The sequence below is a fragment of the Paenibacillus sp. FSL R5-0766 genome (genome assembly GCF_037971845.1).
Classification (GTDB): Bacteria; Bacillota; Bacilli; order Paenibacillales; family Paenibacillaceae; genus Paenibacillus.
On sequence record NZ_CP150227.1, the window covers coordinates 1263877 to 1288270 of the forward strand.

Genomic DNA, 24394 nt, shown 5'->3' on the forward strand with positions numbered 1-24394 from the left:
TATAGCCCTTCGGATTTTTAGACCAACAAGCCAAATGAATAACGGGCCCAGTCTACACTTGACCACTGCATAGTAGCTCATTTGTGCAAACCCGAATTTAAGCAAATACACAGTTTTGCTAACTCTGATATAGCTGCCCACTTTACGGCCTACCGTTTGTGCAGACAATAGATCTATAAACGCGAGACAACACAACACAACACAACACAACACAACACAACACATCTAACGCATAACAGACCTAACAATCAATCAGATTAAACGCGCACAAAAAAATAATCAATATGCAGTGATTATTGAACAATATTTCATTTCCATCATAACGGAAGGGGAAAGACCTGAACAACCTTTGCATGTAATTCTGTCAAAAGCGGTCAAGCAAAGTTTTGGGTAGCCGTATCACTTCAAGTAGCCACATCTAGCCACATCGCTTCAGATAGCGGTTTTGCTTCACTTCATGTGAACGCAATCCTGATCGAGCCCCGTCCTAAGTCGAAATGAACCTGCTTCCCCAAATTATATATGTCATTTAAACCATATAACCTATCTTTATTAACGTACTCCCAATAAAACAAGAAGTCAAAGTCAACGGTTGACAATTCGATTTAACTGTATTAATAATAGTAGTACAGTTAATACACCTAAGAGTTGAATATGTACGGCTCTACAGCTGTACTGCTTAGGTACCGCCTTTTTACACCTAGATAACTACACATACACCTCAGATACAGTCATTTAAACCCATGGGTTATTTCACACATTTACAGAAAGGAGGTGCGGGATGTTCGAATTAGATGTACGCAGCCGTAAGGCGATCTACGAGCAACTAGTGGACAAAGTAAAAGAAATGATCGTATACGGTATTCTAAAGCCCGACGAGCAGCTTCCTTCCGTTCGTGCGTTATCCACGCAGCTGACCGTGAATCCAAATACGATTCAGAAAGCGTATCGTGAGCTTGAACGTGAAGGTTACATTTATTCTTTGCAGGGAAAAGGGAGCTTCGTATCATCGTCAGTGGAACATCCGAATGAAGCCATGAGAGATGAGATCAGAGAGTCTCTGGTGAAGTTGATTGCAGAAGCTTCGTATTCCGGTTTGACCAAAGCGGATATGACGCTTTTATTTGAGGAAGCGATGGCCCGTATAGAGAAGGAGGAGCCTCATGATTGAGCTGAATCAAGTCGTCAAAGCGTTTGAACAGGAAAAGGCAGTGGATGGCGTAAGTATGCACATACATAAGGGGTCGATCTATGGTTTGCTCGGTTCCAACGGGGCAGGCAAGACATCGCTGCTCAAAATGATGGCTGGCATCTATCGTCAGGACAGCGGGACTGTTCGTATCGAAGATAATGAGATTTATGAAAATATGGATCTCAAAGGCCGCACAATTTTTATGGCCGATTCGCCCTACTTTTTCCCGCAATCTTCAATAACTCAGATGGCTGCATTTTATCGTTCGGTATATCCGCGCTGGAATGAGGAACGGTTCAAGCAACTGGCTACCGTGTTCAAACTGGATGTAAAACGCAAGTTACATCGCATGTCCAAAGGCATGCGCCGTCAGGCAGCCGTATGGCTGGGACTTAGCTGTATGCCTGAAGTACTGCTGATGGATGAGCCGATTGACGGGCTTGACCCGGTCATGCGCCAGCAGATCAAAAACCTGCTGTTCCAGGAAGCAGCTGAACGTCAGGTAACCATTGTCATCTCGTCGCACAATTTACGTGAGATCGAAGATCTGTGTGACCATGTGGCGATTATGCATAAAGGCCGAATTATTGTAGAGAAGGATCTCGATGATCTGAAGGCGGATACGCATAAAATCCAAGTTGCTTTCCGTCACCCGGACCATGCCAAAGCCATGGAGGAGCAGATTGATATTTTGCATGAAGAGAAACGGGGAAGCGTGTCCCTGTATATTGTCAAAGGCAACCGACAACAGGTAACCGATCAATTCCGTGTACATGATCCGTATCTGCTGGATGTACTGCCTTTGACGCTCGAAGAAATCTTTATTTACGAAATGGAGGACGCAGGGTATGATATTCAACCGATTGTTCTGTAACCGGGGCATCCTGATCCAAAATTTCAGACAGCATGGATGGATAGGCATTTTATATCTCATCACATTGTTGTTCTCACTTCCGTTATATATCGCTACCGAGTACAGGGACGTGCCACAACAGATTACAAGTTTGTTTCAGGCCAATGGTGAAGTGCAGATTTTGTTCGCTATCACACTGCCCGTAGCGGCTGGCATCTTTCTTTTTCGGTATATTCAGTCCGGTGCACCTTCGGATCTGTTCCATAGTTTGCCGTTACGTCGTAAACATCTATTAACGGTGAATCTGTTGACCGGATTTGTCATGATCCTGATTCCAATCTGGATTACAACTGCGATTACCGGCTGGGTATGGGCGGTACTGGATCAACCTGCGTTTCTGTTTGATGGCAGTACAATCTGGATGTGGGGCTTGAGCATGAGTATCTACTCGCTGTTTATGTTCATGCTAACTGTGGCGGTGGGCATGTGTATTGGTCAATCTGTATTGCAGGGACTCACCGTGTACGCACTCGTCTTGTTACCTGTTGTCGTATGGTTCATTATGTCACTTCATCTCCAGCATTATTTGCTCGGATATGCTTCTGAAGAAGTGGGCTTTAATGCGGAGAAACTCTCACTTGTCCTGCGTGTGGGTTCGATCAGTAACCTCCCTGTAATCCGTCAGGAGTTAATAATCTATGCTATATTTGCAATCCTGTTTATTCCTCTAACCTATGTGCTTTATGCGAAGAGACAGGTTGAATCTGCTACTCAAGCAGTTACGTTTAAGCTTATAAAACCTATATTCCGCTTTGGATTGATGTTTACATTGGTTCTGATTGGCGGAGGTTACTTTACAATGATTGCTCCAAGAGGATCATCTGGATGGGGAATCTTCGGATATATCCTCGGAGGAATTGTAGGTTATATCGTTGCGGAGATGATTATTCGCAAAACATGGCTGATCTGGAGCAGCAGGCTGCTACCCAAGCTGATTCTATATGGTATCATCGCTGGTCTGATACTGTACGTACCTATTGCCGACTGGAATGGATACGCCGCTCGAGTGCCTGAAATGAGCAAGGTGAACAGCATCAAGCTTGGTGGGGAGAGATATACTTACAGTAACGGTGTCAGTCAGAAAAAAGACGATGCTCACCTCTATTCTAATGATCCGGAATACATGGGGGCAGTTATCGCTCTTCATCAAAAAATCGTGGATTCCGATCTTCCTTTACTGGATGATCCAATTAATACAGGTATGCGTAATGACGAGTCTATATTAATTAACTACAAGCTGGATAACGGCAAAGTGATGAAACGTAAATACTACATTCCAGAAGCGGAATTCCATCAGGAATTAATGGCTCTGAAACAGTCTCAGGATTACAAAAGAGTCGCCTTTGAAACGTATAAGCTGGATGAAGATGCGTTAAGTTTCGGCATTCGCTCTGCCATAAGTTCATACCGGAAGGTTTATATTAGCAATCCGGAGCAAGTCCGTGAGTTCAAAGCATTGTTGAAACAGGACATTTTGGATCAGACCTATGAAGAACAGCGCTCCTCGTGGCAGTCGTTTGCTTACGCGGAGATGAATCAGGACTCTACTTCGAAAGATCCATTTCAACCGAGGGAGATGTGGAATTTTGAGATCAAACCTAGCTATGATCGGGTATTGACTTGGCTGAAGGAGAACAAATTATACGACCAGTTGCTTGTCCAGGCAGATGAGATTGTCTCCGCTCAGTTTGCGAAGCAGGAGATTAACAGTCCGGGTTCGCTTCAGTGGACTGCTCCGCAGCCAGAATATATCGATGGAAATCTAAGTGGTAACAAACAGATAGCGACTAAAAACAAAGAAATCATTAGTGATTTGCTCAAACGTCAACGGTCTGGTTATCTAACAGAGAAAGATACCATTTATCAGATCAAGTTGAATGTAACACGTGGCGAGAACATCTATATGATGTTGAAAGAAGAGGATCTGACAGAGGCAATGAAAGCTATTTTGGTCAATCAATAAGCTGAGCTGTATCAGTTGTTAACTATCTGCGGGAAGGGTTCTCCCGTTGATCGAAAGTTTTATTCAACCAGTAAAACCAGATTTACTTGACCAGACACAATGAATGGAATATATTAGAAAAAGGTAGGGTTCGAGTGACTCGTTCAATCGAATCCCATATGGAACGGCTTATGAGGGAAGCACCCGTAAGAGCAGGCAAATGCCTGACTTGCGGGTGCTTTTTTGTCGTTCGCTGATTTCGTTGGCTATTCTACTAAATATATTAGAAGAAAGGGTGTAGAGACGCATGCAAACAGAAGCGTGGAAGGAAACGATAAATGAACAGGAGGCAATAGCAGGTAGCCATAGTCAGATGATGGAACAAAGTAACGTACGGCATCGTCAATTGCCATCGATGACTCATCTTATTTTCAGATCACGCCTGCTTATAGGGCTTGTGATTCTGTTCAGCGCAGGCACGATCTATTTTGCTTCTTCAGTCGAGGCAGCGGATATAGATCTTGGCGTAACCGCGCAAAAAGCATGGGACTCTGTATTGAACAAAGCCGATGCACAAACCAAGTTAACGTTGAAGCAAGCTTACGAGAAAGTGGGGAACTGGAAGGCTCAAGAGCAGGCTTGGGAACAAAAGATAAAGACACTTCATGCTGCCAATACCGCGGAATTGGAGCGATTACGTGTAGAAATAAGACAAACCGATGAAGCGAAGGTCGCAGCTTTAGCTGAAAAGGTAAAGCAAACACAGGCCCGATATGAACCGCTATTCGCCCTCTATAGTTCAGTCAATAGACAGTTGGATGCAGCCAAAGCCATCAAAAATAAGGAATGGAGTGCAGCGATCCGCACTCAGGCAGAGACGTTGAGACCGGTTGTGAAGCTTGCCAGAGAAGATATCCGGATCAAGAAAAAGGAACTTGCTGAAGCACGCAAACGGAAGAGCACTGAAATAAAACGTTTACGAACTATGCTAGCAGGGGCCGACTCCGCGAAGAAACAGATTCAAACGGCTAAAAAACAGGCAAGTCTGGCGAAAGAACGATATTCCAACGCTCTACAACAGTTCAAACAGAGCACGAAGCAAGGCCAACCGTCACGTGTACTCAGCTCATTGAACACCTTGGCGTCTGCAGCAGAGAAGTGGGCAGGCACAAAACAACATATCCACACACTGGAGCAAAAAGTATCCACTACGTATGTGAAAGTCAGACAGGAAATCGCCAAGAGACCCAAATAAGAGGAAACCCGGTCCTCTCCGCAACGTACACAACTTTAGATGTAAAGACGCTTCGATGATGATGGAACGAGGTGGAGCTATTGCAGTCCAAGTTGGAAACGAAACGTACGGGGGCCAAAGGTTTTAAACGTAAACGTTACTGGATTCCCAGCGTTGTACTAATTTTGATCATAGGTTTTATTGGGATTGGTACACAATGGACACCCAAAATAACAGTATTTTTATTAAAATCATTGATTGAAATTGCTAATCCAGACACAAATAGCAAGGACACTACGCTCTCGGATGGGATAACTCGTGTTGCGGATGTACCCTATGCAGACGATGGGCGTAATGACAGTACGCTGGATATCTATTATCCTTCCGTAACATCGGAACCTTTGCCTGTTGTGTTGTGGGTTCATGGTGGTGGATGGGTCTTGGGAGACAAAGTGGACATCGCAGATTATGCCGTACAATTAGCCAAGCAGGGCTACGTTGTTGTCAGTATGAATTATGCGCTCGCACCAGATACGAAATATCCCACTCCCGTGATCCAGGCGAATCAGGCTTTGACTTACGTGAAGAACCATGTCATTGAGTATCAGGGTGACCCGGAAAACATATTTCTCGCAGGCAATTCGGCAGGTGCCCAGATTGCAAGTCAGACTGCGGCAGTGGTGACGAATCCTTCCCTCGCCAAGCTGATGAATATAACACCAGCCGCCCAGCCGGAAGAGTTACGCGGGGTCCTTCTATTCTGTGGTCCATACAATCTAAGCACAGTAGCCAATACAGGCTTTCCACTCATACGGACATTTCTCTGGTCATATACGGGAGTCAAAACATTCGAAGACTATCCACGTCTGCATGAAATGTCGACCGTGCTTCAGGCCACAGCAGCGTACCCGCCTGCATTCATCACCTCAGGCAATGATGACCCGTTGACCAGTCAATCGATTGAGCTGGTACAAGTATTGAAGCGCCTTGATGTTGAGGTGGAAACCTTGTTTTTCTCAAACTCATCAGAGAAGCTGGGACATGATTATCAATTTGATCTGGAGAGTGATGCTGGACAACAGGCGATACATTCGGCAGTACGATTCATGCAACAGTATAGTCGATGAGCAGACAAGTCTGTGGTACACTCGAAGCAAATGAGGGCGCAGGAGGAGAAGTATGGCAGATAAAGAAGATTTGACCCGGTTCGGGGTGGCGTTTCCTACACCTCTGATTGAGCAGTTTGACCAGTATATTGAGGAACAGGGATACAAAAACCGATCCGAGGCTTTCCGTGATCTTGTTCGCAAAACATTACTTCAACCTTCTGCACTGCAATCTGATCAGGATGTCGCAGGCACCATTGTGATGGTCTACGATCACCATATCAGTGATCTTCCCATTCGTTTGATGGAGCTGCAACATGAGGCGCATCATGACATCATTTCCAATATGCACGTGCACTTGAACCATGACCAATGCCTGGAGGTAATTGCCGTACGGGGTAACCTGGGACGATTGCGTCATTTGCATCAACAGATCCAGGTACAAAAAGGTGTTTTGTATGCGGAGCTGTCTGTGACTTATGTAGATGAACTCAACAAACTGGCTCATGCTCAGAGTCGTCAGGAGGGCAATCCGGATCAAAGTCTGGATCACAATCAAAGTGCAGGTCAGCATGGTCACAGCCATCATCATCATCGCTCTGCGGAGTAAGACAAATACGGATGTAATTTCTATGAAAATATAGCAAATCTAAAGAACAGACCAGTGGTTAGATGCCAACTGTCTGTTTTTTTTTGTTTGTTATAATACCTGACTTTATAGAGCACTACAAATGCTCGGTTATACAACTTTTTATTTATTAATTCTGAAATATGAAAAAATATGGATTGCGAAGTTAACTTTGTTGACATATGATTTGTATTTTGTGCTACAATTTCTCTGAAAAGTAACACGATAAAAGGGAGTGCAACACATATTTAGAGGGGGAACGACCAGAATGGGCAGATTTTCATGGAGATGGGGAAAACGAAAAGGTAGAACAGGATTAGGTATCTTGCTTGTATGTTCCATTGGTTTATCTGGTTGTGCACAGAGCACAGCGCCAACAGCTTCATCAGCAGAGAATGGACAGTCAGTTCCAGCCTTAACCAAAGACGAATTGGTGCTGGCCGTTGGCACCGAGCCGGAAGGTGGGTTTGATCCGACAACCGGATGGGGGCAATATGGGTCACCGCTTTTCCAGAGTACCTTGCTGAAGAGGGATGCCAAGTTACAACTGGTTAACGATCTGGCTACCGCATACTCCGTTAGTGAAGATGGGCTGACCTGGACGGTTACACTCCGGAACGATGTAAAATTCTCTGATGGGGAGCCACTTACGGCTGAAGATGTAAAATTTACGTTTGATACGGCTGCTCAGAGTGGGTCTGTGATTGATTTGACAAATATGGCTGATGTGCAGGCACCTGATGATAGCACGGTCATATTTACACTGAAATCGCCGCAGTCTACATTCATCAGTCTGCTGACGACACTTGGCATTGTGCCTGAACACGCCTATGGTGCCGATTATGCAGAGCATCCGGTCGGATCAGGACCGTACAAGCTGGTTCAGTGGGACAAAGGACAACAGGCCATCGTGGAAGCGAATGAAGAATATTACGGTAACAAGTCTGCATTCCACAAACTCACCTTCCTCTATCTGGATGAAGATGCAGCCTACGCTGCTGCGCAGGCTGGTACGGTGGATATCGCTGCTATCCCAGCAGCGTTTAGCAAGCAAGAGGTGAATGGCATGACATTAGAGGCTGTGAAAACCGTAGATAACCGGGGCATCATGTTCCCCATGCAACCTGCTGGTGCCAAGTCGGGCGATGGTCTTCCCGCAGGGAATGATGTGACATCTGATCTGGCGATTCGCCAGGCGGTGAATGTTGTGATTGATCGTGAGGCTTTGGTTGAGGGTGTACTGGAAGGGTACGGTCGTCCAGCGTATTCCGTCAGTGATGATCTGCCTTGGAGCAATGCAGAAGCTGTATTTACAGATGCCAATCTCGAAGAAGCGAAGCGCATTCTGGCGTCTGGTGGCTGGGTGGATGCGGATGGTGATGGTATCGTCGAGAAAAACGGCGTTAAGGCCGAATTCAATCTGCTTTATTTTGCAGGTGATTTAACAAGACAATCTCTGGCGTTAGCTACTGCGGATATGGTTGCCCAAGCGGGAATCAAAATCAATGTTGAAGGCAAAAGCCGTGAAGAGACAAAAAAGATGGCTTACTCCAACGCTGTATTGTTTGGGTGGGGCAGTCATGACCCTTTGGAAACCTATAACCTCTATAGCAGTGCTCATAAAGGAGAAGGGTATTACAATGTGGGGCTGTACAGTAACCCTGTCGTGGATTCTTGGATGGACAAAGCCCTTCAGGCAACAAGTGAAGAAGAGGCATTGCCGTTCTGGCAGAAAGCGGAATGGGATGGAACAACAGGTTTCAGTTATCAGGGTGATGCGCCATGGGCATGGCTTGTGAACATAGATCATCTGTATCTGGTTAAGAATGGCCTGAACATTGGTGAGCAACAGATCCATCCCCATGGTCACGGCTGGCCGGTGACATCCAATCTGGAGGAATGGTCCTGGGATAACAGTACGAACAAGAAATAGGAAACCTAGCAATAGCTTAGCCTGAATTGGGGAGAGATCGGATGACGGGCAGGAATGGATGGGCCAGATTTGTTGGTTTTAAAGTGTTGCGACTTGTATCTTTATTGGTTGGAGTCAGTGTGTTGTCTTTTATATTAATGCAATTCTCTCCTGTGGACCCGATCGAAGCCTACATTGGTGGAGACATGATCAGGGTAAGCGCCGAACAGCGCAGTTTAATCGAAGAACGTTGGGGATTGAATGAATCTCCCGTGGAACGATTACTAACCTGGGGACAAACGCTGATTCAGGGAGATCTGGGGACATCAATGATCTACAGACAGCCTGTAGCGGATATTATCCAGGAACGGTTCATGAATTCTGTTGCGCTTATGGCTGTGGCTTGGATATTATCCGGCATCATTGGTTTCACTCTTGGTGTAGTTGCCGCCATGAGACGGGATTCGAAGCTGGATCGCCTGATCTGTTGGTATTGTTATACGCTGGCTTCCACGCCAGTATTCTGGATTGCGCTGTTGCTGCTGATGGTATTTGGTGTGTGGCTTGGATGGCTTCCGGTTGGGCTTGGAGTACCCGCCGGGATGTCAGCTGATCAGGTTACATGGGGAGATCGGGTTATTCATATGATTTTGCCAGCGTTGACTCTCAGCCTGACCGGGGTAGCCTCTATTGCTTTGCATACCCGGCAGAAGCTCACAGATGTGCTCGAGTCAGATTATATTCTGTTTGCGAGAGCGCGAGGTGAGCGTGGATTTCAGCTGTTCCGTCGACATGGGTTCAGACATGTTGTTTTGCCAGCCATAACACTACAATTTGCTTCGTTCAGTGAACTGTTTGGTGGGGCTGTGCTTGCAGAACAGGTATTTTCATACCCCGGCCTTGGTCAGGCGACGGTTCAGGCGGGGTTGCGTGGAGATGTTCCACTGCTGCTTGGACTTGTGATGTGCAGTGCGATTTTTGTTTTCACAGGTAATATGGTTGCCGACATTCTGTATCGCTTGATTGATCCACGGATGAAGGAGGAGCTGATGTCATGAAGCAGACGGTAGAACGCTCCTCCGAGCAGACGACAGAAACAGCCAAAATACAGAAAGTGAAAACTGCGAATCAAGAGGTACGGTACAACATTAATACCGAGTCTCTACAAGCTGGGAATGGAACAGGAACATCACGCCCATCGAGAAAAGATTATACGGCTACCAGAGACCAAAATTTCCGCAACCCTCGCCAAAGAGCGGTGATCTGGGGAAGCCTCGCGGTGATCTGGATTGCCGTTGTGTGGTTGACGGGCAGGTTGCTTCCGGCTGGTTCTACGCTGACTTCACTAATGGATCGGAATTTGGCTCCAACCTGGGCGCATCCATTTGGCACAGATTGGCTCGGAAGAGATATGTTCATGCGTACGTTAAAAGGATTGGCAACCAGCATTCAAGTTGGTTTGCTTGCAGCTTGTGGTGGCGGACTGATCGCACTACTGCTTGGACTGGGGGCGGCTTCTAGCAAGGTTGCTGACCGGGTAATCTCATGGATCATCGACCTGTTTCTGAGTGTGCCACATCTGGTATCGCTGGTCATGCTGGCCTTTGTATTCGGTGGAGGTCTGGCAGGAGTAGCGGCAGCGATCGCGATGACGCACTGGCCGAATCTGGCCCGGATTGTACGAGCGGAGATGATCCAACTGAAATCCGCAGAGTACATTCAGATTTCACACAAGTTGGGTCAATCGCGGTTACAGATTGCGATGCAGCATATGCTGCCACATCTGGTCCCGCAGCTGTTCGTGGGCGTACTGCTAATCTTTCCCCATGCAATTCTGCATGAGGCAGCCATTACGTTTCTGGGGCTGGGGTTGTCCCCGCAACAACCGGCAATTGGAATTATTTTGTCAGAGTCGATGAGATATTTATCTGCTGGCATGTGGTGGCTTGCCTTTTTCCCGGGACTCGCGCTGTTGCTGGTTGTTCGTGCGTTTGATGTATTGGGCAATAGTCTGAAGAGATTGACGGGTACGGGTAGTTCAAGGGAGGTGAGGTAAATATGGCTCTTCTTGATATTGAGGGGGTATCGGTGTCATTTCGGCGCGCTCGTGGTTGGTTTGGACACGAACAGACGTATGTCATTCAGAATCTGGATCTTTCCATAAACGAGGGCGAGATCGTGGCTGTTGTAGGCGCAAGTGGATCGGGTAAAAGTGTGCTGGCGCAGGCCATCATGGGCATTCTGCCTGCCAATGCCAGGTTGGAGGGGTGTATTAGCTATAGTGGCGAGCCTTTGACTCCAGAGCGGCAGTTACAACTGCGCGGTGATGAATTGATGTTAATCCCGCAATCCGTTAGTTATTTGGACCCGTTGATGAAGGTGGGGAGACAAGTTCAGCCGGTAACCCGAGATTTGGGAAGGAAGCGTAGATTCATGAATCAAACCCACTTGAAAAAGACGGAGCAGGAGCTGACCGAGCGATATCATCTTCCTCAAGGAACAGCCGGCAAATATCCGTTTGAGTTGTCCGGAGGTATGGCAAGGCGGGTGTTGATGGCGACAGCAACCACGGGTCAGCCCAAGCTGATCATTGCAGATGAGCCGACACCAGGCATTCATCCCGAAGTGCTGGCCGAGACGATGAAGCAATTTCGCGAACTTGCAGATCAAGGTGTAGGCATTCTGTGGATTACTCATGATATCACGACCGCCCTGACTGCAGCCGATCGCATCGCTGTATTTTATGCGGGGACCAATGTAGAGACGGCGCAGGTGGATGATTTTAAAGGGAATGGAGAATGTCTGCGTCATCCATATACAAAAGCGCTCTGGAATGCGTTGCCGCAGAACGGATTTCAGCCACTCCCAGGCTCCCAGCCGTTGGCAGGTCAAGAGATTACGACAGGATGTTCATTTGCTCCCCGATGTAGCGTAGCAACCGTTGCATGTACCCGCGAACGTCCAGAACTTCGTAAGGTACGGGGCGGAGAAGTGAGGTGTTTCCATGTCACTTGAAGCACGGGACGTGAGTTACCGTTATGATCCGAAATCGTGGGTGTTCCAGCAGATGAATATGCAGGTGCAACAAGGCGAAGTCGTGGGCTTGTGGGGACCAAGTGGCTGTGGAAAAACAAGCCTTGGACGCATCCTGGCAGGATATGCCGAACCTGTGGCAGGACAAGTGCTTCTGGATGGGAACCCACTCCCACGTGCAGGAGTATGTCCGGTTCAGCTGGTGTTCCAGCACCCGGAGAAAGCTGTGAATTCACGCTGGCGAATGCGCCGCGTGTTGCAGGAGGCGTCTGTGCAAGATGAACAGTTGCTCGAAGCTTTGGGTATTCAGCAAACCTGGTTTGACCGCAGGCCGAGTGAATTATCCGGTGGAGAACTGCAGCGTTTCTGTGTGGCGCGAGCACTTGGGACAGCGACACGTTACGTGATCGCAGATGAGATGACAACGATGCTGGATGCGATCACACAGGCACAGATCTGGCATACCGTGATGGAAGTGGCTCGCCAGCGTGATCTGGGATTACTGATCATAAGCCATGATCGGGATTTGCTCAACAGGTTGTGCGACAGAATGACACCGATGCCGATATCGATGTCACTGTAATTTTAAATATGTTCGAATAAATAAAAAGATCGAATACAAAAGGGTGCCCCTTGTGGAGTCGTTGACCATGAATGTGAGTCATGGACTTGACTACGGGGCACCCCTTTTTCTATTTTGACAAATATTCGTCATTTAACGAACAGTACACGTTCTGTTCGCAACGTACATAGATGTAACTGACAGTTTATTTGCCCGACACATTGCTGACCAACACAGATAACCTGCGCATCGCCTCTTCAACCGTAGAACGTGGACAGGCTACATTAATACGCATGAACCCTGTACCCTCTGTTCCAAAGAAGCTCCCGTCATTGAAAGCAAGCCCTGCTTCATGAAGCAGCATGTTGCATAGTTGTGCATGGGGAATATTCAATTCCCGGAAATCCATCCATAACAGATAGGTTGCTTCGGGCAGATGCATTTTGATCTGTGGCATGTGTTCCGTAACATACTGTTGTACATACTCCATATTTCCACGGATATAGGCAAGGCACTCATCCAGCCATTCCTCGGCCCCATTGTATGCGGCTTCGGTTGCCACAGCTCCCAGTGTACTGATACTGGCAAGTCCCATCGTTTTTACACCCTGCGCAAACGATTCTCGCAACTTGGCATTGGGGATGATGATGTTGGATGTGCAGAGGCCAGGAATGTTGAACGTTTTGCTTGGAGCCGTACAGATGATACTTAGATCAGAGACGGCGTCCGAGATCAGGGTCAGTGGTGTATGAGTTCCGCGCTGATGAACAAGATCGGCATGGATTTCATCTGAAACCATCAGTACGTTGTATTGCAGACACAGTGACGTAAGCCCTTCAAGCTCTTCACGAGTCCATACCCGTCCAACCGGGTTATGAGGACTGCACAGAATCAGCATTTTGACCCGACCGGTCTGCAAGCTGGATTCCAGTTGTTCCAGATCCATCGTGTAATGACCGTTATTCTCTACCAAAGGATTGGTGATCAGTTCACGGCCCTGACCACGTACTACTTCATAGAAGGGAGCATAGACCGGAGTTTGGATGACCACTGCATCTCCCGGTTGAGTGAATCGTTGTACAGCAATGCTGAGTGCGGGCACAATACCTGGAGTGAATACGATCCAGTCATCGTTAATTTTCCAGTTGTGACGCCGTTCCATCCAGTCTGCAACAGCTGCATGATACGCTTCAGTCCGTACTGTATAACCAAAAATCCCGTGCTCCATCCGTGTTTGCAGGGCCTGAATGACGGATGGTGGAGCAGCGAAATCCATATCGGCCACCCACATCGGAAGCGCATCAGCGGCTCCGAAGATATCCTCAAGCGCATCCCATTTTTCTGATCCGGTAGAGATCCGGTTAATAGGCTGGTCAAATGTACTGTTATTGTTGTTCATCGTATTTAATCCCCCTTGAGTTCCGTTCCTTCGACCACAAATCGACAAATAATTATCTAATACATTGGTTAATTTCGCAACTGTTGTGCGTGTATGATTAGCTTCATATGTATGGTCCGGATTTCGGGACTTTATTCATATAAGAACAACTTAACGAGCCAGAGAACAGCGGGCATACGACAAAGACTATTTTTGTACGCCCTTGGTCCTGTTTTGTCCATTTATCGTTTACAACCTCTTGTCAGATGCTATTATATTGCTAACATTTGGTGGAACAACGGGTTGTTATCCGAATAAGCTCGTACCCATACATGATGAGCATAACTACATGAGTCTTTCGCGTACATCGAGCGATCGTCTTGAATCGTATTATGCATAAGGCTGACATTTGAACTCAGGAGGCGTTTAGGGATGAAAAGCAAAAAGTGGTTGGTTGCTGCGGGTGTGTTTGGCATGGTGTTAACCGGATCGGCAGGTGTATATGCAGGTACACAACTGGAGACAATCAAAGCTTATCTGAACCATGGGCTCGCCATCGAAGTGAACGGACAGAAATTTACACCGACAGGTGATCAGGGCAAAAAGCTTGCGCCAATTACATATCAGGGCAGTACATATCTCCCTGTTCGTTCGATTGCCGATGCGTTGAAGACCGAAGTGAAGTATGATTCCCAAAACAATAAAGTAAGCATCGGCTCCTCAAGCTCCTCCGGTGGGTCCACATCCACAGGCAACAGCGGATCAACATCACCCTCAACAGGTACTAACACACAGGCTGCAGGCGTGAAGTCCAAGTATCTGCCAGCAGATTTCCCATTACCGAAGGATGCGAAGGCAACCAGCCTCATTGAGAGCAATGTAGACGGCGACAATAAAAAAGTAGTGCTCACATACACAACCAAAGAAACGTTGCTAACCGTTGGAACATCCTACAAAGACTACTACCAGACCAAAAATCTGAGTGAGAACACTCAGGATATCCAGGCAGACGGCTTCAGCATCGTGGGTCGTGAAGATGGCAAATATGCCGTAACCATCACAGGTTCGGTATCTGCAACCAACAAGGATCTGAATGAAATCACCGTAGTTTGGGGCGAAGAGTAATCTTTCCTTCTATAAAAGGTGAACAGCAAAAGCCGCCCGTGGAAATCATAACCGATTTCATTGGGCGGCTTTTAGGGTTGAATCCATATTTGGTTCTATACTCTGAAAATTAATAGTCTAATTAATAGTCCGTTACAGGTACTCGTTAAACCATCCGGCAATATGCTCCAAACGGCGTACCCTCAAGTGAGGGTGACCTCCACGGGACAACTCATGGTTGGCACCTGGGAAACGAACAAGCCTTGTGGTCTGTTTGCGCCGTTTCAACGCAATGAACAACTGCTCGGCCTGTTCAATTGGACATCGCAGGTCCTGTTCGCCGTGCAAAATGAGCAGCGGGGTGTTCACGTTACCGACATAAGCGAGCGGGGAATGTTTCCACAGTTTTTCCGTGTCATCCCACGCGTTACCGCCAATCTGGTCTTCCGTGAAGAAATATCCAATGTCACTTACGCCGTAGAAAGATAGCCAGTTGGATATGGAACGCTGGGTAACAGCGGCCTTAAAGCGGTCCGTGTGTCCAACAATCCAGTTGGTCATGAATCCGCCATAACTGCCTCCGGTTACGCCCAGTCTGGATTCATCGATAAACGCATATTGGGACAGGGCATAATCCACACTCTCCATGAGATCGCGATAATCGCCACCACCGTAATCTCCGCGACATGCGTCTACAAACTGCTGCCCGTATCCGAGGCCACCGCGTGGATTGATATATATAACAGCGTAGCCTTGTGCGGCGAGAATCTGGAACTCGTGCATAAATGTAAAACCATACATCATGTGTGGACCGCCATGAATCTCCAGAATGGTCGGGATTTTGACCCCGTCGACCATGCCATGAGGTTTCATGATCCATCCTTGCAACCGCAGGCCATCCGAGGAATTAAACCAGAAGGTCTCTGGCGTACTGAGATGGATCTCATCCTCAAGCTGTGGATTGCTGCGGGTGAGCCGAACCGGCTCTACACCGGGATTTTCCGGTTGTTCATACATATAGAGATCGCCAGGATTTCGTGTGTCGGCAACAGCGGCCACGATCTGCCCGTTTTCCAACTCGGCAAATTGATAAATCTCACGTTCGTCAGGCCATATATAGTCGGCACTGCTGCCGTCTCGTGCGAATTTGGCAATGCGGACACTGCCATGTATGGTTGCTAGACACAGGATGGAGGAACCATCCCGACTGAATACAGGCCCCGTGGTTGTCAGATGTGATCGCATGTCGCCAACAATGCTGTGATTCAACTGTACGTCCCAATCGGTGCTCAGACATACGAGTTCACCACCTGATATTGGAAGGTTGTATAACTTCACAAGCGTGGCATTTCCATAGGAACGGTCACTGGCGAGCAGTGCAATGGATTGTCCATCCGGTGCAAAGGCCAGCCGGCTGAACGTATATCCTTCCGGGGTCAACTGCTGCACATCCGATCCGTCTGCCTTGGCAAGGTACACATGATTGGTTAGAGTGTAATCGTTATGATCCTCGCCATCTTCGGGCAGCTGGGCAATCCATGCAATGGATCTTCCGTCCGGTGACCAAGCGTAGTCTCCAACGTCATAATGACCTGTAGTTACAGGGAGTGGTTCCACATCGATCGGTGCGAGAGCGAAGAGGTGGGAACGTCTACCGTTCCATAATCCGCTGGCATCTGATTTCATGCGAATCCGGTCTACGACATGTTCTTGCAGCAGTTTGGGTTTATCGTCTATAGGATCTGTAGGTTCTGATTCCTCATCTCCGCTCATATCCACGGATGATTTCACAAGCAAAGTATGACCATCCGGTGACCAGAGCAGGGAACTGACGCCATGTTTCAGGTGACTGATTTGCTGTGCTTCTCCGCCATCTGATGCGATAATCCACACTTGGGATTTCCCATCAACCTCTCTTAAAAAGGCCAACTGAGACCCATCGGGCGACCAGGCTGGGGAATGATCCTTCTCACCAGAGGTAAAGGGCCTGTCCTTTTGACTCCCCAGATGCAGCAATCTCAGGTGAGAACAATAACCGTCACGTGCTTCATTCGTTTTCCGGCTTACATATACCAGTTGTCCGCCTTGAGGGGACGGAGTTGGATCATTAACCCATGTAATCTGATAAAGATCTTCCGATGTTATGCCGCGCTGACTCATCATTGTTTTTCCTCCCACCATGAATTAGAATTGGTTAATTTCCTAACCTTTCCATTTATATTAACGGAAAGCTAGGGACAGGACAATAAGGGTAATGAAGGAGTGGCAAGACATTTAACAATGTATATTCATTGAATAAAATATTTGCACGTAACGTAGAGGACAGAAATAACCTGAAGAAGCGGAGCGTTCGCCTTTATCCCCGGATTTTCACTTTGAAAAAGTGGAATCGAAAAATCTGGGGATAACAGCGATCGGAAGGTTGTTCTGTCATCGGAGTGGCAAGTGTAAACATTCTTTAGTTCAATTCATATAGGTGTGTTAAAAGGATTTGCTCGAAGGATGACGAATCCTAATGTTGAATAAGCGCAGAAATGACGAAAAACGGTCTAATTTTAATGTTTAACATTGGTGAATTTGGTTTAATGTACAATGCAATTCCTGTTCTACATTCAGCTATTTGGTTCATAGCCATTCGTTTATATAGAACTTGTATGATTCAGTCACAATGGAGGAGGAACGTCACGTTGAGCACATCCTATGAGCAGCATGTGGAATATCCAAGCCGGAAACGAATGGCGTGGCTTACGGCAGGGGCGGCACTCTTTGTGGCAGCCGGATTTTTTTTGATTTTTGATAGTTCTTCAGTTACGAATGATTCCATCCTTTCGGATGTGATTGGACTTCTTTCCATTTTGTTTTTTGGGCTATGTTTCTGCTACAGTCTGGTAAAGATGATTAAGAAGGAACCTTCTTTTGTAATCGATGAGGATGGGTTTGTGGATGCATCTTCTTATACTGCAGGAGGAGCCGTGGCCTGGAAAGACGTTGAGAATATTTTTATGTATGAATTAATGGGACAGAAAATGATCGGGGTCAAATTGCGGGACGAGAAAGCCTTTCTGGATCGCCAGAACGGGATGAAACGTAAATTGATGACGTTCAACAGCAATATGGTCGATGCGACCATCAGCGTTGCCCAAAGTAGCCTCACAGTGCCACTGGATCAATTGTATATCATGATGATGAGCCACTGGAGACATGTGAGTGATAACATGATGTATGATTCGTATAATCGTCGTTAGAGAGGTCAGAACGTCCATAAGTCTTCAGAATGGAGGAATAGAGATGATGCATGGTGATGCAACACGCACGATTCTACTTCCGGATGGAACTGCCCTGCCTGCGATAGGACAAGGCACATGGAACATGGGAGAGAAGCAATCTAGCCAAGAAGAAGAAGTACGAGCACTTCGTTCCGGTATTGAACAGGGAATGACCGTGATTGATACGGCGGAGATGTATGCAGAAGGTGGGGCAGAAGTTGTTACGGGAAAGGCCATCTCGGGCCATCGTGATGAAGTTTTTCTCGTATCCAAAGTATATCCCCATCATGCGGATCGCAAGCAGATGATTACGGCTTGTGAGCGTAGTCTCACGCGTCTTGGTACAGATCGTCTGGATCTGTATTTGCTTCACTGGCGTGGAGGAGTACCGCTCGAAGAGACGGTTGAGGCTTTGGAACAATTGAAGCAATCCGGTAAAATCATTCGCTGGGGTGTATCAAATCTGGATACAAGGGATATGCAGGAGTTATGGAGTCTGCCGGAGGGGGCTAAGTGCATGGTGAACCAGGTGCTCTACCATGCAGCTTCGCGTGGTATTGAACATGATCTGCTTCCCTGGATGCGGGAACGGAGCGTTCCTGTAATGGCGTATTGTCCCCTGGCTCAGGGTGGCAGACTTCGAAGTGAATTGTTGGAGCATCCCGTCATTCAGGAGATTGCACAGGGTCGAGGAGTTACGACTTCGCAGATCGCATTAGCCTGGGTGATCAGGGATGGAGATGTGCTGGCGATTCCCAAGGCGGTACAGCTGAATCATGTAGCAGACAATGCAGCAGCAGTGAATATCGTTTTGACACAAGAGGAACTCACCCGTTTGGATAAGGCATTCCCTGCGCCTGAAGGCAAAGTACCTCTAGATATCGTGTGAAATAGATGAAAATACGATTAATAAGTCATGCGGAGCAGATCTACCCGATCTGCTCTTTTTTGTGTCCATGTATCTATACAGACCTGCTCCCATAAACAGATAACCGAAGCTTCCGCAGGACCAAAGCGAAAATAGGTTTTAACAAATGGGCTTTACAACACTATTTCACTAGTGTACTATGTAACTAACACACCAGTACAGAGAGGAGCGAGAGCTTTGTGACTATGGAATTTGATAACAATTTACCAATCTATCTGCAGATCATGCAGTATATCAAAAGACAGATTGTAACCGGGACACTTCAGGCAGGTGACAAAATACCTTCGGTTCGTGAACTGGCGGCTGAACTACAGATCAATCCCAATACAGTACAACGGACATTTCAGGAGCTTGAGCGGGAAGAAGTGGTTGAAACCAAACGGGGCTTGGGCAGATACGTAACCAGTGAGGAGCGGAAGATTATGACGATCAAAAAAGAGATGGCCGGTGAATTGCTGGAACGCTTTCTGACCGGAATGCAGGAACTGGGGATCGAAGAGCAGGACATCTTATCCATCGTAGCCGATGCTGTTGCGGAAGGAAAGGGAGGAACAACGCATGAGTAACATCCTTGAACTGAACCAGATCAATAAAACATATGGCAATAAGAAAGCGCTCAGTAATATTACATTGGATATTGCTCCAGGACGAATCGTAGGTCTGCTGGGTAGCAACGGTAGTGGAAAAAGTACGCTCATGAAGCTGGTTGCAGGTTTGTTGCATCCGAGCAGCGGAACGATTCAAGTCACAGGTAAGCCTGTTGGGCTGGAGACGAAGGCGCTGGTTTCGTTCATGCCGGATCGCCCATTAACCGAGAAGTGGATGAGAGTGCGGGATGCGATTGCATACTATCGCGATTTCTATGCTGATTTTGATGAAGAGAAGGCACGGGAGATGCTGGACTTTATGAACCTTGTCGAGAGTGACCGGGTACGGCATCTGTCTAAAGGCATGAATGAACGACTACAACTAACACTGGCACTTTCTCGTAAGGCTCGTCTGTATTTGCTGGATGAACCTATCGGTGGAGTTGACCCGGTTGCGCGTGGCAAGATTCTGGATGCGATCGTCAAATTCTATGATGAAGACAGCAGTCTGATCATCTCCACGCATCTTGTGAATGATATCGAACGGATTTTTGATGAAGTTGTCTTTATTCGCGAGGGTGAGTTGGTGATGCGGGAAGAAGTGGAAACGCTCCGTCTGAAATATGGGAAAAGTGTGGATGAGATGTTCAAGGAGGTCTATGCGGAATGATGACATTATTGAAGTATGACTTTAGAAGGAACTGGAATACACTGCTGGCTGGGCTAGTTATTTTGATTATCGCTCAAGTGGGGCTTTCCCTTTTCGTGTCTGAGGTCACAGGGATTGTGCTTGGCATTATGGGTTATGTTGGAGTTGGTGTGGCTATTTATGTGAAAATGATCAAAACATACACGTCCAATATCCGCTCTTATAATCGCCGTCTGTTACCCGTAACGGGCCTATCACATGTGTTGTCTCCTTTGATCTTTGGACTACTTTGCGGGTTGGGGTTAGTCATTATATTCGCGACTCATGCCTACATCTATATCTCAATGAAGCTACGAATGAACATGGCTACCAATATTGATCTTTCGGGTCTGCATGTTTCGGACTATATTAGTTTGTTGCTGTTTAGCGCATGGGTTATGGTATTCATGACCGTTATCATTTTCCTTTCGATCTCGATTGCAGGCAGCTTCCGTTGGAGAACTGGGCCATGGATCGGAATCGTTGCATTCTTGGTCCTCGTTAATCTGCTTGGCTGGTTGGAGAATATCATTACGACAGGACGTTTTAGTCCAAATGAAATGTTCCGGTATACGGAAGAAAGTACAGGGATCTCGATCACAGCCAATGGCGTATTATGGTCGGACGGCATGTGGGGAAGCATTGTATTTGAAGTTATTGTGGCGGTCATCCTGGTGTGGGCTACCATTTACCTGAACAACAAAAAAGTCGAAGTCTGATAACAGGATAACTTGAACGTGATGCGAGCAACCAGGGTTGCTCGTTTTTTGCATCCAGTAATAATCCACTTTTTGAATCGAATCCCATTAATGATACGTAAATATAGATATATTGTGTGCTCGATGCGAGATTAGGTTAAAGAGAACAAAAGGATCTGTAAGGGAAAGGAGAAAGTGTTATGGAATTATACTTCAGGGATAACTTTTTTAACGCAGGTTACACCGAGATTATGAATCCGAATCAGGAACAGGCTGGGCATCTGGATTTGAAAAGTGTCTTTGGTTCTTCACTCGATGTATCAGATAACTCAGGATTAGTCTGCAGCGGTAAATTCCGCATGTTAACCAATCGTTGGGATATCACTGCAACAGATGGGAGACATCTGGGTGTGTTGCGGGCGAGATTCAGTTTTTTTAGTAAAAAGTATGAATATGACGCAGGATCACGCGGTACATATGATGTGTCTGCTCCAGCATTTTCGCAGGAATATGATATAAGTGGCAGTGGTGGCCGCATCGTGGCAAGCTTCCGCCGTACCAGCGGCTGGTTTAGTTCAGGGGCATTTGTATTAGATAACCAGTCGGAACAACTGGACACGTATGAATTAATTGCAGTGGTCATGGGCGTGCACGCGATTAATAAAAGACGGAACTCGGCTGCCAGCAGTGGCGGAGCGACGTAAGTGGAACGAATAGAGTTACTTCCGCTGATAAGTTTATGACTTTTTACGAGCAAGCAAGTATCGCAATAAAAGGTTTGGATGAGATGATCCAGACCTTTTTTCGTATATGGATATGGATTTGTCTTTTGAGCAATAGTTATGGTTAACCCAATCTTACAAAATCATTGACCATCGGCTTTCGCAAGGGAGCCTTCCTCACGTTGGCGGTGCTGAACTTCATTGGAGCATTCGGAGTGCGTATCAGGATCTTTTTCCGCATAACGTGTCAGTGCCTTCGCAGCTGTTTCGGACATCCGCTCCCGTAGCACTGTGTGGTCAGCGATGCGAACCCGTTTGCCGAGAAAACGCATTTTGGATAAGACGTAATCCATCTCATTGCGCGGAACGGTCAGCTCGATCCGATATGTCTGCTTGGCTTCCAGGTACTCGACCTGTTTCTCAAAGCAGGAGAATGCATAGAGGATTCGGGACAGCTCCTGATTGAACTCGGGCAGTACCTCGATGGTGATGGTCGTTTTGCGCTTCTCCGTTATCGCAGCAATTCGGGCAGTGTAACCCGAAGCGGTATCCGGTTCAACCGGTTGGGCTTCCACGGTAACGATGCTGTGCAGCTTGGTTGACATTAGTTTGTCGAAGCGAGGCGCATACCAGAGCACGTACCATTCTTTTTTGACCATGGAATACTCCAGTTTATACGGGAAGCCAAATTCATCATGGCTCGTGCGTCCATTGCGGACGCGACCTGTCATGCGAAATCCCTGATGATGAAGAATGATTAGTCGTAACTGTCGAAGAAGTGGGTGAGAGACATTGTTTTCTTGGCTTTTGGCTTTTTCAGTCAGGTAATCTTGAAGGTTCAGGTCCTGCTCACCATTCAGCATTTTGTACATTTTATCCAATGTAACAGGGCTCAGCGCTTCTCTCGCAGCAGGGTGATTCAGCATCATGCGAAGCCAGGCCCGTTCCTGAGAGGTCCAGGTGAATAGTCCGGTTTCATTCAATCGCGTCATCATCTGGTAATTGAACATCTTCTCGAACAGGTTCATAATATTCCGCAATCTCCTTCCATTCCTTAATCATCTCCTGGCGTAGTCTATGGGGTGCGATTACTTCGCAGCTTGAGCCAAAACTCCGTAACCATGGTTTGATCTCGGTGGTACCGTTGACCTGAATTTCGTAGAGAAAGGTATGATCCGTTTCGGGTATAATTTTGCCCCATTGACCTTGCAGACGAACCCGATCCAGAATGAAGTTGCGCTGACCACGCTCCGGGTGGAAAAAGCGAGCTTGAACCGTCACGGTATTTCCCGTATCCACGAGCCAACTGTAGCGACTAATGTCGGTCCACTGCTGCTTCAGTTCGAGCATGTATTGCTCTTCTACTGAATCCTGTTCCTCAAGTTGGGTTATGCCTTCCATGCGGAATTTTACAAAGCCGCGGCGGCCCTGATATCCAATTACATACCAACGACCATACTGATGGTCATAAATCACTTCAAGGGGCACGATCCGGTTGGATCGTCCGCCTGCTTCCCGTTCAAAGCGTGGATTCGTATTCTGTGAACTGTAGCTGGATGGTTTTTTCGGTGAATAGTATAGGAACTGCACACGTTTACGCTGACGAATCGCACTAAGCAGCGTGTAGAGATGAGCTTCGTCCAGGATACGAGAATAATAGTGATACTTATAGATATAGGGCTCGGTAACTTCTTCTTGCGGGAAACTTGCCGTAATGGCTTTTTTCAGACTATCCCGCAATAAATATCCCTGTACGGACGGTACCTGAGTGTTTGCCATCATATCCACAAAATCATACAACTCCAGCTGTTCCTCCACTGTTAATTCGGTAAGGACATCCTGTTGTAAAGCATAGCGATATGGTCTGCCACCTGGCTCTTTTCGAATAACCCCAACCTCTTCCAGATACTTTAGATCGGAGCGAATGGTTTTCTCGTCAGGTAACGCCAGATCTTCCGGCAGATCAGCACAGCAGGCGTCCAGCAGTTCCATCGCGGTTAAGGCTTTATGTTGTAAGGTATGCAAAAGGACAGAAAGCCGCTGAACTTCAGTCTCTTTCATCGACTTGGCGCGGAAGAGGAAGAGCAGCATGGGTTCAGCCGACTCTCCATACTGGAAGCGAACGAGATCCGCTATTTCCCGGCTTGCTTCGGCACCTGAGCGCTGGTCGGCAACGGTCTGCATGATTTCTTTTAATCTGCGATTGGTTTTATCAAAGGTATGTACGGATATGCCAAGCCGCTCGGCATATTGTTTGCGGTTATACGCACCGCTTGTTAGGGATAACATGCGTAAGAACTGAATTTCTTTGTCAAAACTCTCTCTTGCCATGAACATTCACTCCTTGTTATCCCTTCATTGTAGCAGGATGAGCGGCAGGTTTCATTTAAACTTATGAAGGTAAACGATAATTTAATGAGTGATGAAAGTGATTCGTCGCCATACTTCTGCCATGTTCGTATGTATCATGCTTGGGTCATAATGAGGGTATGAGCGAGGCA

General features: G+C 47.1%; 22 protein-coding genes. 18 read left to right on the forward strand and 4 right to left on the reverse strand.

Features of this window, described 5'->3' with window-relative positions; all coding sequences use genetic code 11:
• Nucleotides 1-781: 781 nt before the first annotated feature.
• The 11 genes from MKY66_RS05600 (at nt 782) to MKY66_RS05650 (ending at nt 12543) form a co-directional block, all read left to right on the forward strand.
• The gene (locus MKY66_RS05600) at nt 782-1171 is read left to right on the forward strand and encodes a GntR family transcriptional regulator (protein ID WP_036606399.1); all 390 of its coding nucleotides are present in this window, start codon (nt 782-784) and stop codon (nt 1169-1171) included.
• Nucleotides 1164-2066: an ABC transporter ATP-binding protein gene (locus MKY66_RS05605; RefSeq protein WP_076214413.1), complete on the forward strand. Its 903-nt coding sequence runs from the start codon at nt 1164-1166 to the stop codon at nt 2064-2066. Before MKY66_RS05600 ends, MKY66_RS05605 begins: the two co-directional genes overlap by 8 nt.
• A complete protein-coding gene (locus MKY66_RS05610; RefSeq protein WP_076214415.1) occupies nt 2041-4068 on the forward strand; it encodes a hypothetical protein in 2028 nt (675 codons plus the stop codon). The genes MKY66_RS05605 and MKY66_RS05610 overlap by 26 nt, the downstream gene beginning before the upstream one ends.
• Before the next feature lie 286 nt (nt 4069-4354).
• Complete coding sequence (locus MKY66_RS05615) at nt 4355-5302, forward strand: hypothetical protein (protein WP_076214418.1); 948 nt, start codon at nt 4355-4357, stop codon at nt 5300-5302.
• Between the two features lie 92 nt (nt 5303-5394).
• Nucleotides 5395-6408, forward strand: a complete 1014-nt coding sequence (locus MKY66_RS05620) for an alpha/beta hydrolase (protein WP_076214637.1) — start codon at nt 5395-5397, stop codon at nt 6406-6408.
• Between the two features lie 52 nt (nt 6409-6460).
• On the forward strand, nt 6461-6997 hold the full coding sequence (gene nikR, locus MKY66_RS05625) for a nickel-responsive transcriptional regulator NikR (protein ID WP_076214421.1): 537 nt from the start codon (nt 6461-6463) through the stop codon (nt 6995-6997).
• Nucleotides 6998-7283: 286 nt separating this feature from the next.
• Nucleotides 7284-8948 carry an ABC transporter substrate-binding protein gene (locus MKY66_RS05630; protein ID WP_076214424.1) on the forward strand — a complete coding sequence of 555 codons (1665 nt, stop codon included), beginning with the start codon at nt 7284-7286 and terminating at the stop codon, nt 8946-8948.
• 41 nt (nt 8949-8989) lie between these two features.
• Complete coding sequence (locus MKY66_RS05635; RefSeq protein ID WP_076214429.1) at nt 8990-9985, forward strand: ABC transporter permease; 996 nt, start codon at nt 8990-8992, stop codon at nt 9983-9985.
• Nucleotides 9982-10983, forward strand: coding sequence for an ABC transporter permease (locus MKY66_RS05640; RefSeq protein WP_143760367.1), 1002 nt, complete (start codon nt 9982-9984; stop codon nt 10981-10983). The genes MKY66_RS05635 and MKY66_RS05640 overlap by 4 nt, the downstream gene beginning before the upstream one ends.
• 2 nt (nt 10984-10985) lie before the next feature.
• Nucleotides 10986-11942 carry an ABC transporter ATP-binding protein gene (locus MKY66_RS05645; RefSeq protein ID WP_076214433.1) on the forward strand — a complete coding sequence of 319 codons (957 nt, stop codon included), beginning with the start codon at nt 10986-10988 and terminating at the stop codon, nt 11940-11942.
• Complete coding sequence (locus tag MKY66_RS05650; RefSeq protein ID WP_076214436.1) at nt 11932-12543, forward strand: ATP-binding cassette domain-containing protein; 612 nt, start codon at nt 11932-11934, stop codon at nt 12541-12543. Before MKY66_RS05645 ends, MKY66_RS05650 begins: the two co-directional genes overlap by 11 nt.
• 184 nt (nt 12544-12727) lie before the next feature.
• On the opposite strand, the gene MKY66_RS05655 is transcribed toward MKY66_RS05650, so the two are convergent.
• Nucleotides 12728-13921: a MalY/PatB family protein gene (locus MKY66_RS05655; protein WP_076214439.1), complete on the reverse strand. Its 1194-nt coding sequence runs from the start codon at nt 13919-13921 to the stop codon at nt 12728-12730.
• Nucleotides 13922-14332: 411 nt separating this feature from the next.
• Here MKY66_RS05655 and MKY66_RS05660 point away from each other — a divergent pair, with 411 nt between their 5' ends.
• Nucleotides 14333-15025 (forward strand): stalk domain-containing protein, encoded by a 693-nt coding sequence (locus MKY66_RS05660; protein WP_076214441.1) that lies wholly within the window; start codon nt 14333-14335, stop codon nt 15023-15025.
• A 132-nt stretch (nt 15026-15157) separates the two neighbouring features.
• Here MKY66_RS05660 and MKY66_RS05665 read toward each other — a convergent pair whose 3' ends face one another.
• Nucleotides 15158-17167: a S9 family peptidase gene (locus MKY66_RS05665; RefSeq protein ID WP_076214444.1), complete on the reverse strand. Its 2010-nt coding sequence runs from the start codon at nt 17165-17167 to the stop codon at nt 15158-15160.
• Between the two features lie 524 nt (nt 17168-17691).
• Here MKY66_RS05665 and MKY66_RS05670 point away from each other — a divergent pair.
• From MKY66_RS05670 to MKY66_RS05695, 6 genes are all read left to right on the forward strand, one after another.
• Nucleotides 17692-18249 carry an STM3941 family protein gene (locus tag MKY66_RS05670; protein ID WP_076214447.1) on the forward strand — a complete coding sequence of 186 codons (558 nt, stop codon included), beginning with the start codon at nt 17692-17694 and terminating at the stop codon, nt 18247-18249.
• A 43-nt stretch (nt 18250-18292) separates the two neighbouring features.
• The gene (locus MKY66_RS05675) at nt 18293-19159 is read left to right on the forward strand and encodes an aldo/keto reductase (RefSeq protein ID WP_083657277.1); all 867 of its coding nucleotides are present in this window, start codon (nt 18293-18295) and stop codon (nt 19157-19159) included.
• 218 nt (nt 19160-19377) lie between these two features.
• On the forward strand, nt 19378-19764 hold the full coding sequence (locus MKY66_RS05680) for a GntR family transcriptional regulator (protein ID WP_026081254.1): 387 nt from the start codon (nt 19378-19380) through the stop codon (nt 19762-19764).
• Nucleotides 19757-20455, forward strand: a complete 699-nt coding sequence (locus tag MKY66_RS05685; protein WP_017690291.1) for an ABC transporter ATP-binding protein — start codon at nt 19757-19759, stop codon at nt 20453-20455. Before MKY66_RS05680 ends, MKY66_RS05685 begins: the two co-directional genes overlap by 8 nt.
• Nucleotides 20452-21192 carry a hypothetical protein gene (locus tag MKY66_RS05690; protein ID WP_076214449.1) on the forward strand — a complete coding sequence of 247 codons (741 nt, stop codon included), beginning with the start codon at nt 20452-20454 and terminating at the stop codon, nt 21190-21192. Before MKY66_RS05685 ends, MKY66_RS05690 begins: the two co-directional genes overlap by 4 nt.
• A gap of 179 nt (nt 21193-21371) precedes the next feature.
• Entirely contained in the window at nt 21372-21875 is a 504-nt protein-coding gene (locus MKY66_RS05695; protein ID WP_076214452.1) for a hypothetical protein, read from the forward strand.
• Between the two features lie 161 nt (nt 21876-22036).
• On the opposite strand, the gene MKY66_RS05700 is transcribed toward MKY66_RS05695, so the two are convergent.
• Complete coding sequence (locus MKY66_RS05700) at nt 22037-22921, reverse strand: WYL domain-containing protein (protein ID WP_076214455.1); 885 nt, start codon at nt 22919-22921, stop codon at nt 22037-22039.
• Nucleotides 22869-24224 carry a WYL domain-containing protein gene (locus MKY66_RS05705; RefSeq protein ID WP_076214458.1) on the reverse strand — a complete coding sequence of 452 codons (1356 nt, stop codon included), beginning with the start codon at nt 24222-24224 and terminating at the stop codon, nt 22869-22871. The genes MKY66_RS05700 and MKY66_RS05705 overlap by 53 nt, the downstream gene beginning before the upstream one ends.
• Nucleotides 24225-24394: the final 170 nt, after the last annotated feature.

Coding starts and splice junctions, on each gene's coding strand:
- MKY66_RS05600 (WP_036606399.1), top strand. CDS start 782: ATGTTCGAATTAGATGTACGCAGCCGTAAGGCGATCTACGAGCAACTA.
- MKY66_RS05705 (WP_076214458.1), bottom strand. CDS start 24,224: ATGGCAAGAGAGAGTTTTGACAAAGAAATTCAGTTCTTACGCATGTTA.
- MKY66_RS05690 (WP_076214449.1), top strand. CDS start 20,452: ATGATGACATTATTGAAGTATGACTTTAGAAGGAACTGGAATACACTG.
- MKY66_RS05655 (WP_076214439.1), bottom strand. CDS start 13,921: ATGAACAACAATAACAGTACATTTGACCAGCCTATTAACCGGATCTCT.
- MKY66_RS05610 (WP_076214415.1), top strand. CDS start 2,041: ATGATATTCAACCGATTGTTCTGTAACCGGGGCATCCTGATCCAAAAT.
- MKY66_RS05700 (WP_076214455.1), bottom strand. CDS start 22,921: ATGAACCTGTTCGAGAAGATGTTCAATTACCAGATGATGACGCGATTG.
- MKY66_RS05605 (WP_076214413.1), top strand. CDS start 1,164: ATGATTGAGCTGAATCAAGTCGTCAAAGCGTTTGAACAGGAAAAGGCA.
- MKY66_RS05645 (WP_076214433.1), top strand. CDS start 10,986: ATGGCTCTTCTTGATATTGAGGGGGTATCGGTGTCATTTCGGCGCGCT.
- MKY66_RS05650 (WP_076214436.1), top strand. CDS start 11,932: ATGTCACTTGAAGCACGGGACGTGAGTTACCGTTATGATCCGAAATCG.
- MKY66_RS05635 (WP_076214429.1), top strand. CDS start 8,990: ATGACGGGCAGGAATGGATGGGCCAGATTTGTTGGTTTTAAAGTGTTG.
- nikR (WP_076214421.1), top strand. CDS start 6,461: ATGGCAGATAAAGAAGATTTGACCCGGTTCGGGGTGGCGTTTCCTACA.
- MKY66_RS05675 (WP_083657277.1), top strand. CDS start 18,293: ATGATGCATGGTGATGCAACACGCACGATTCTACTTCCGGATGGAACT.
- MKY66_RS05695 (WP_076214452.1), top strand. CDS start 21,372: ATGGAATTATACTTCAGGGATAACTTTTTTAACGCAGGTTACACCGAG.
- MKY66_RS05640 (WP_143760367.1), top strand. CDS start 9,982: ATGAAGCAGACGGTAGAACGCTCCTCCGAGCAGACGACAGAAACAGCC.
- MKY66_RS05615 (WP_076214418.1), top strand. CDS start 4,355: ATGCAAACAGAAGCGTGGAAGGAAACGATAAATGAACAGGAGGCAATA.
- MKY66_RS05665 (WP_076214444.1), bottom strand. CDS start 17,167: ATGATGAGTCAGCGCGGCATAACATCGGAAGATCTTTATCAGATTACA.
- MKY66_RS05685 (WP_017690291.1), top strand. CDS start 19,757: ATGAGTAACATCCTTGAACTGAACCAGATCAATAAAACATATGGCAAT.
- MKY66_RS05660 (WP_076214441.1), top strand. CDS start 14,333: ATGAAAAGCAAAAAGTGGTTGGTTGCTGCGGGTGTGTTTGGCATGGTG.
- MKY66_RS05630 (WP_076214424.1), top strand. CDS start 7,284: ATGGGCAGATTTTCATGGAGATGGGGAAAACGAAAAGGTAGAACAGGA.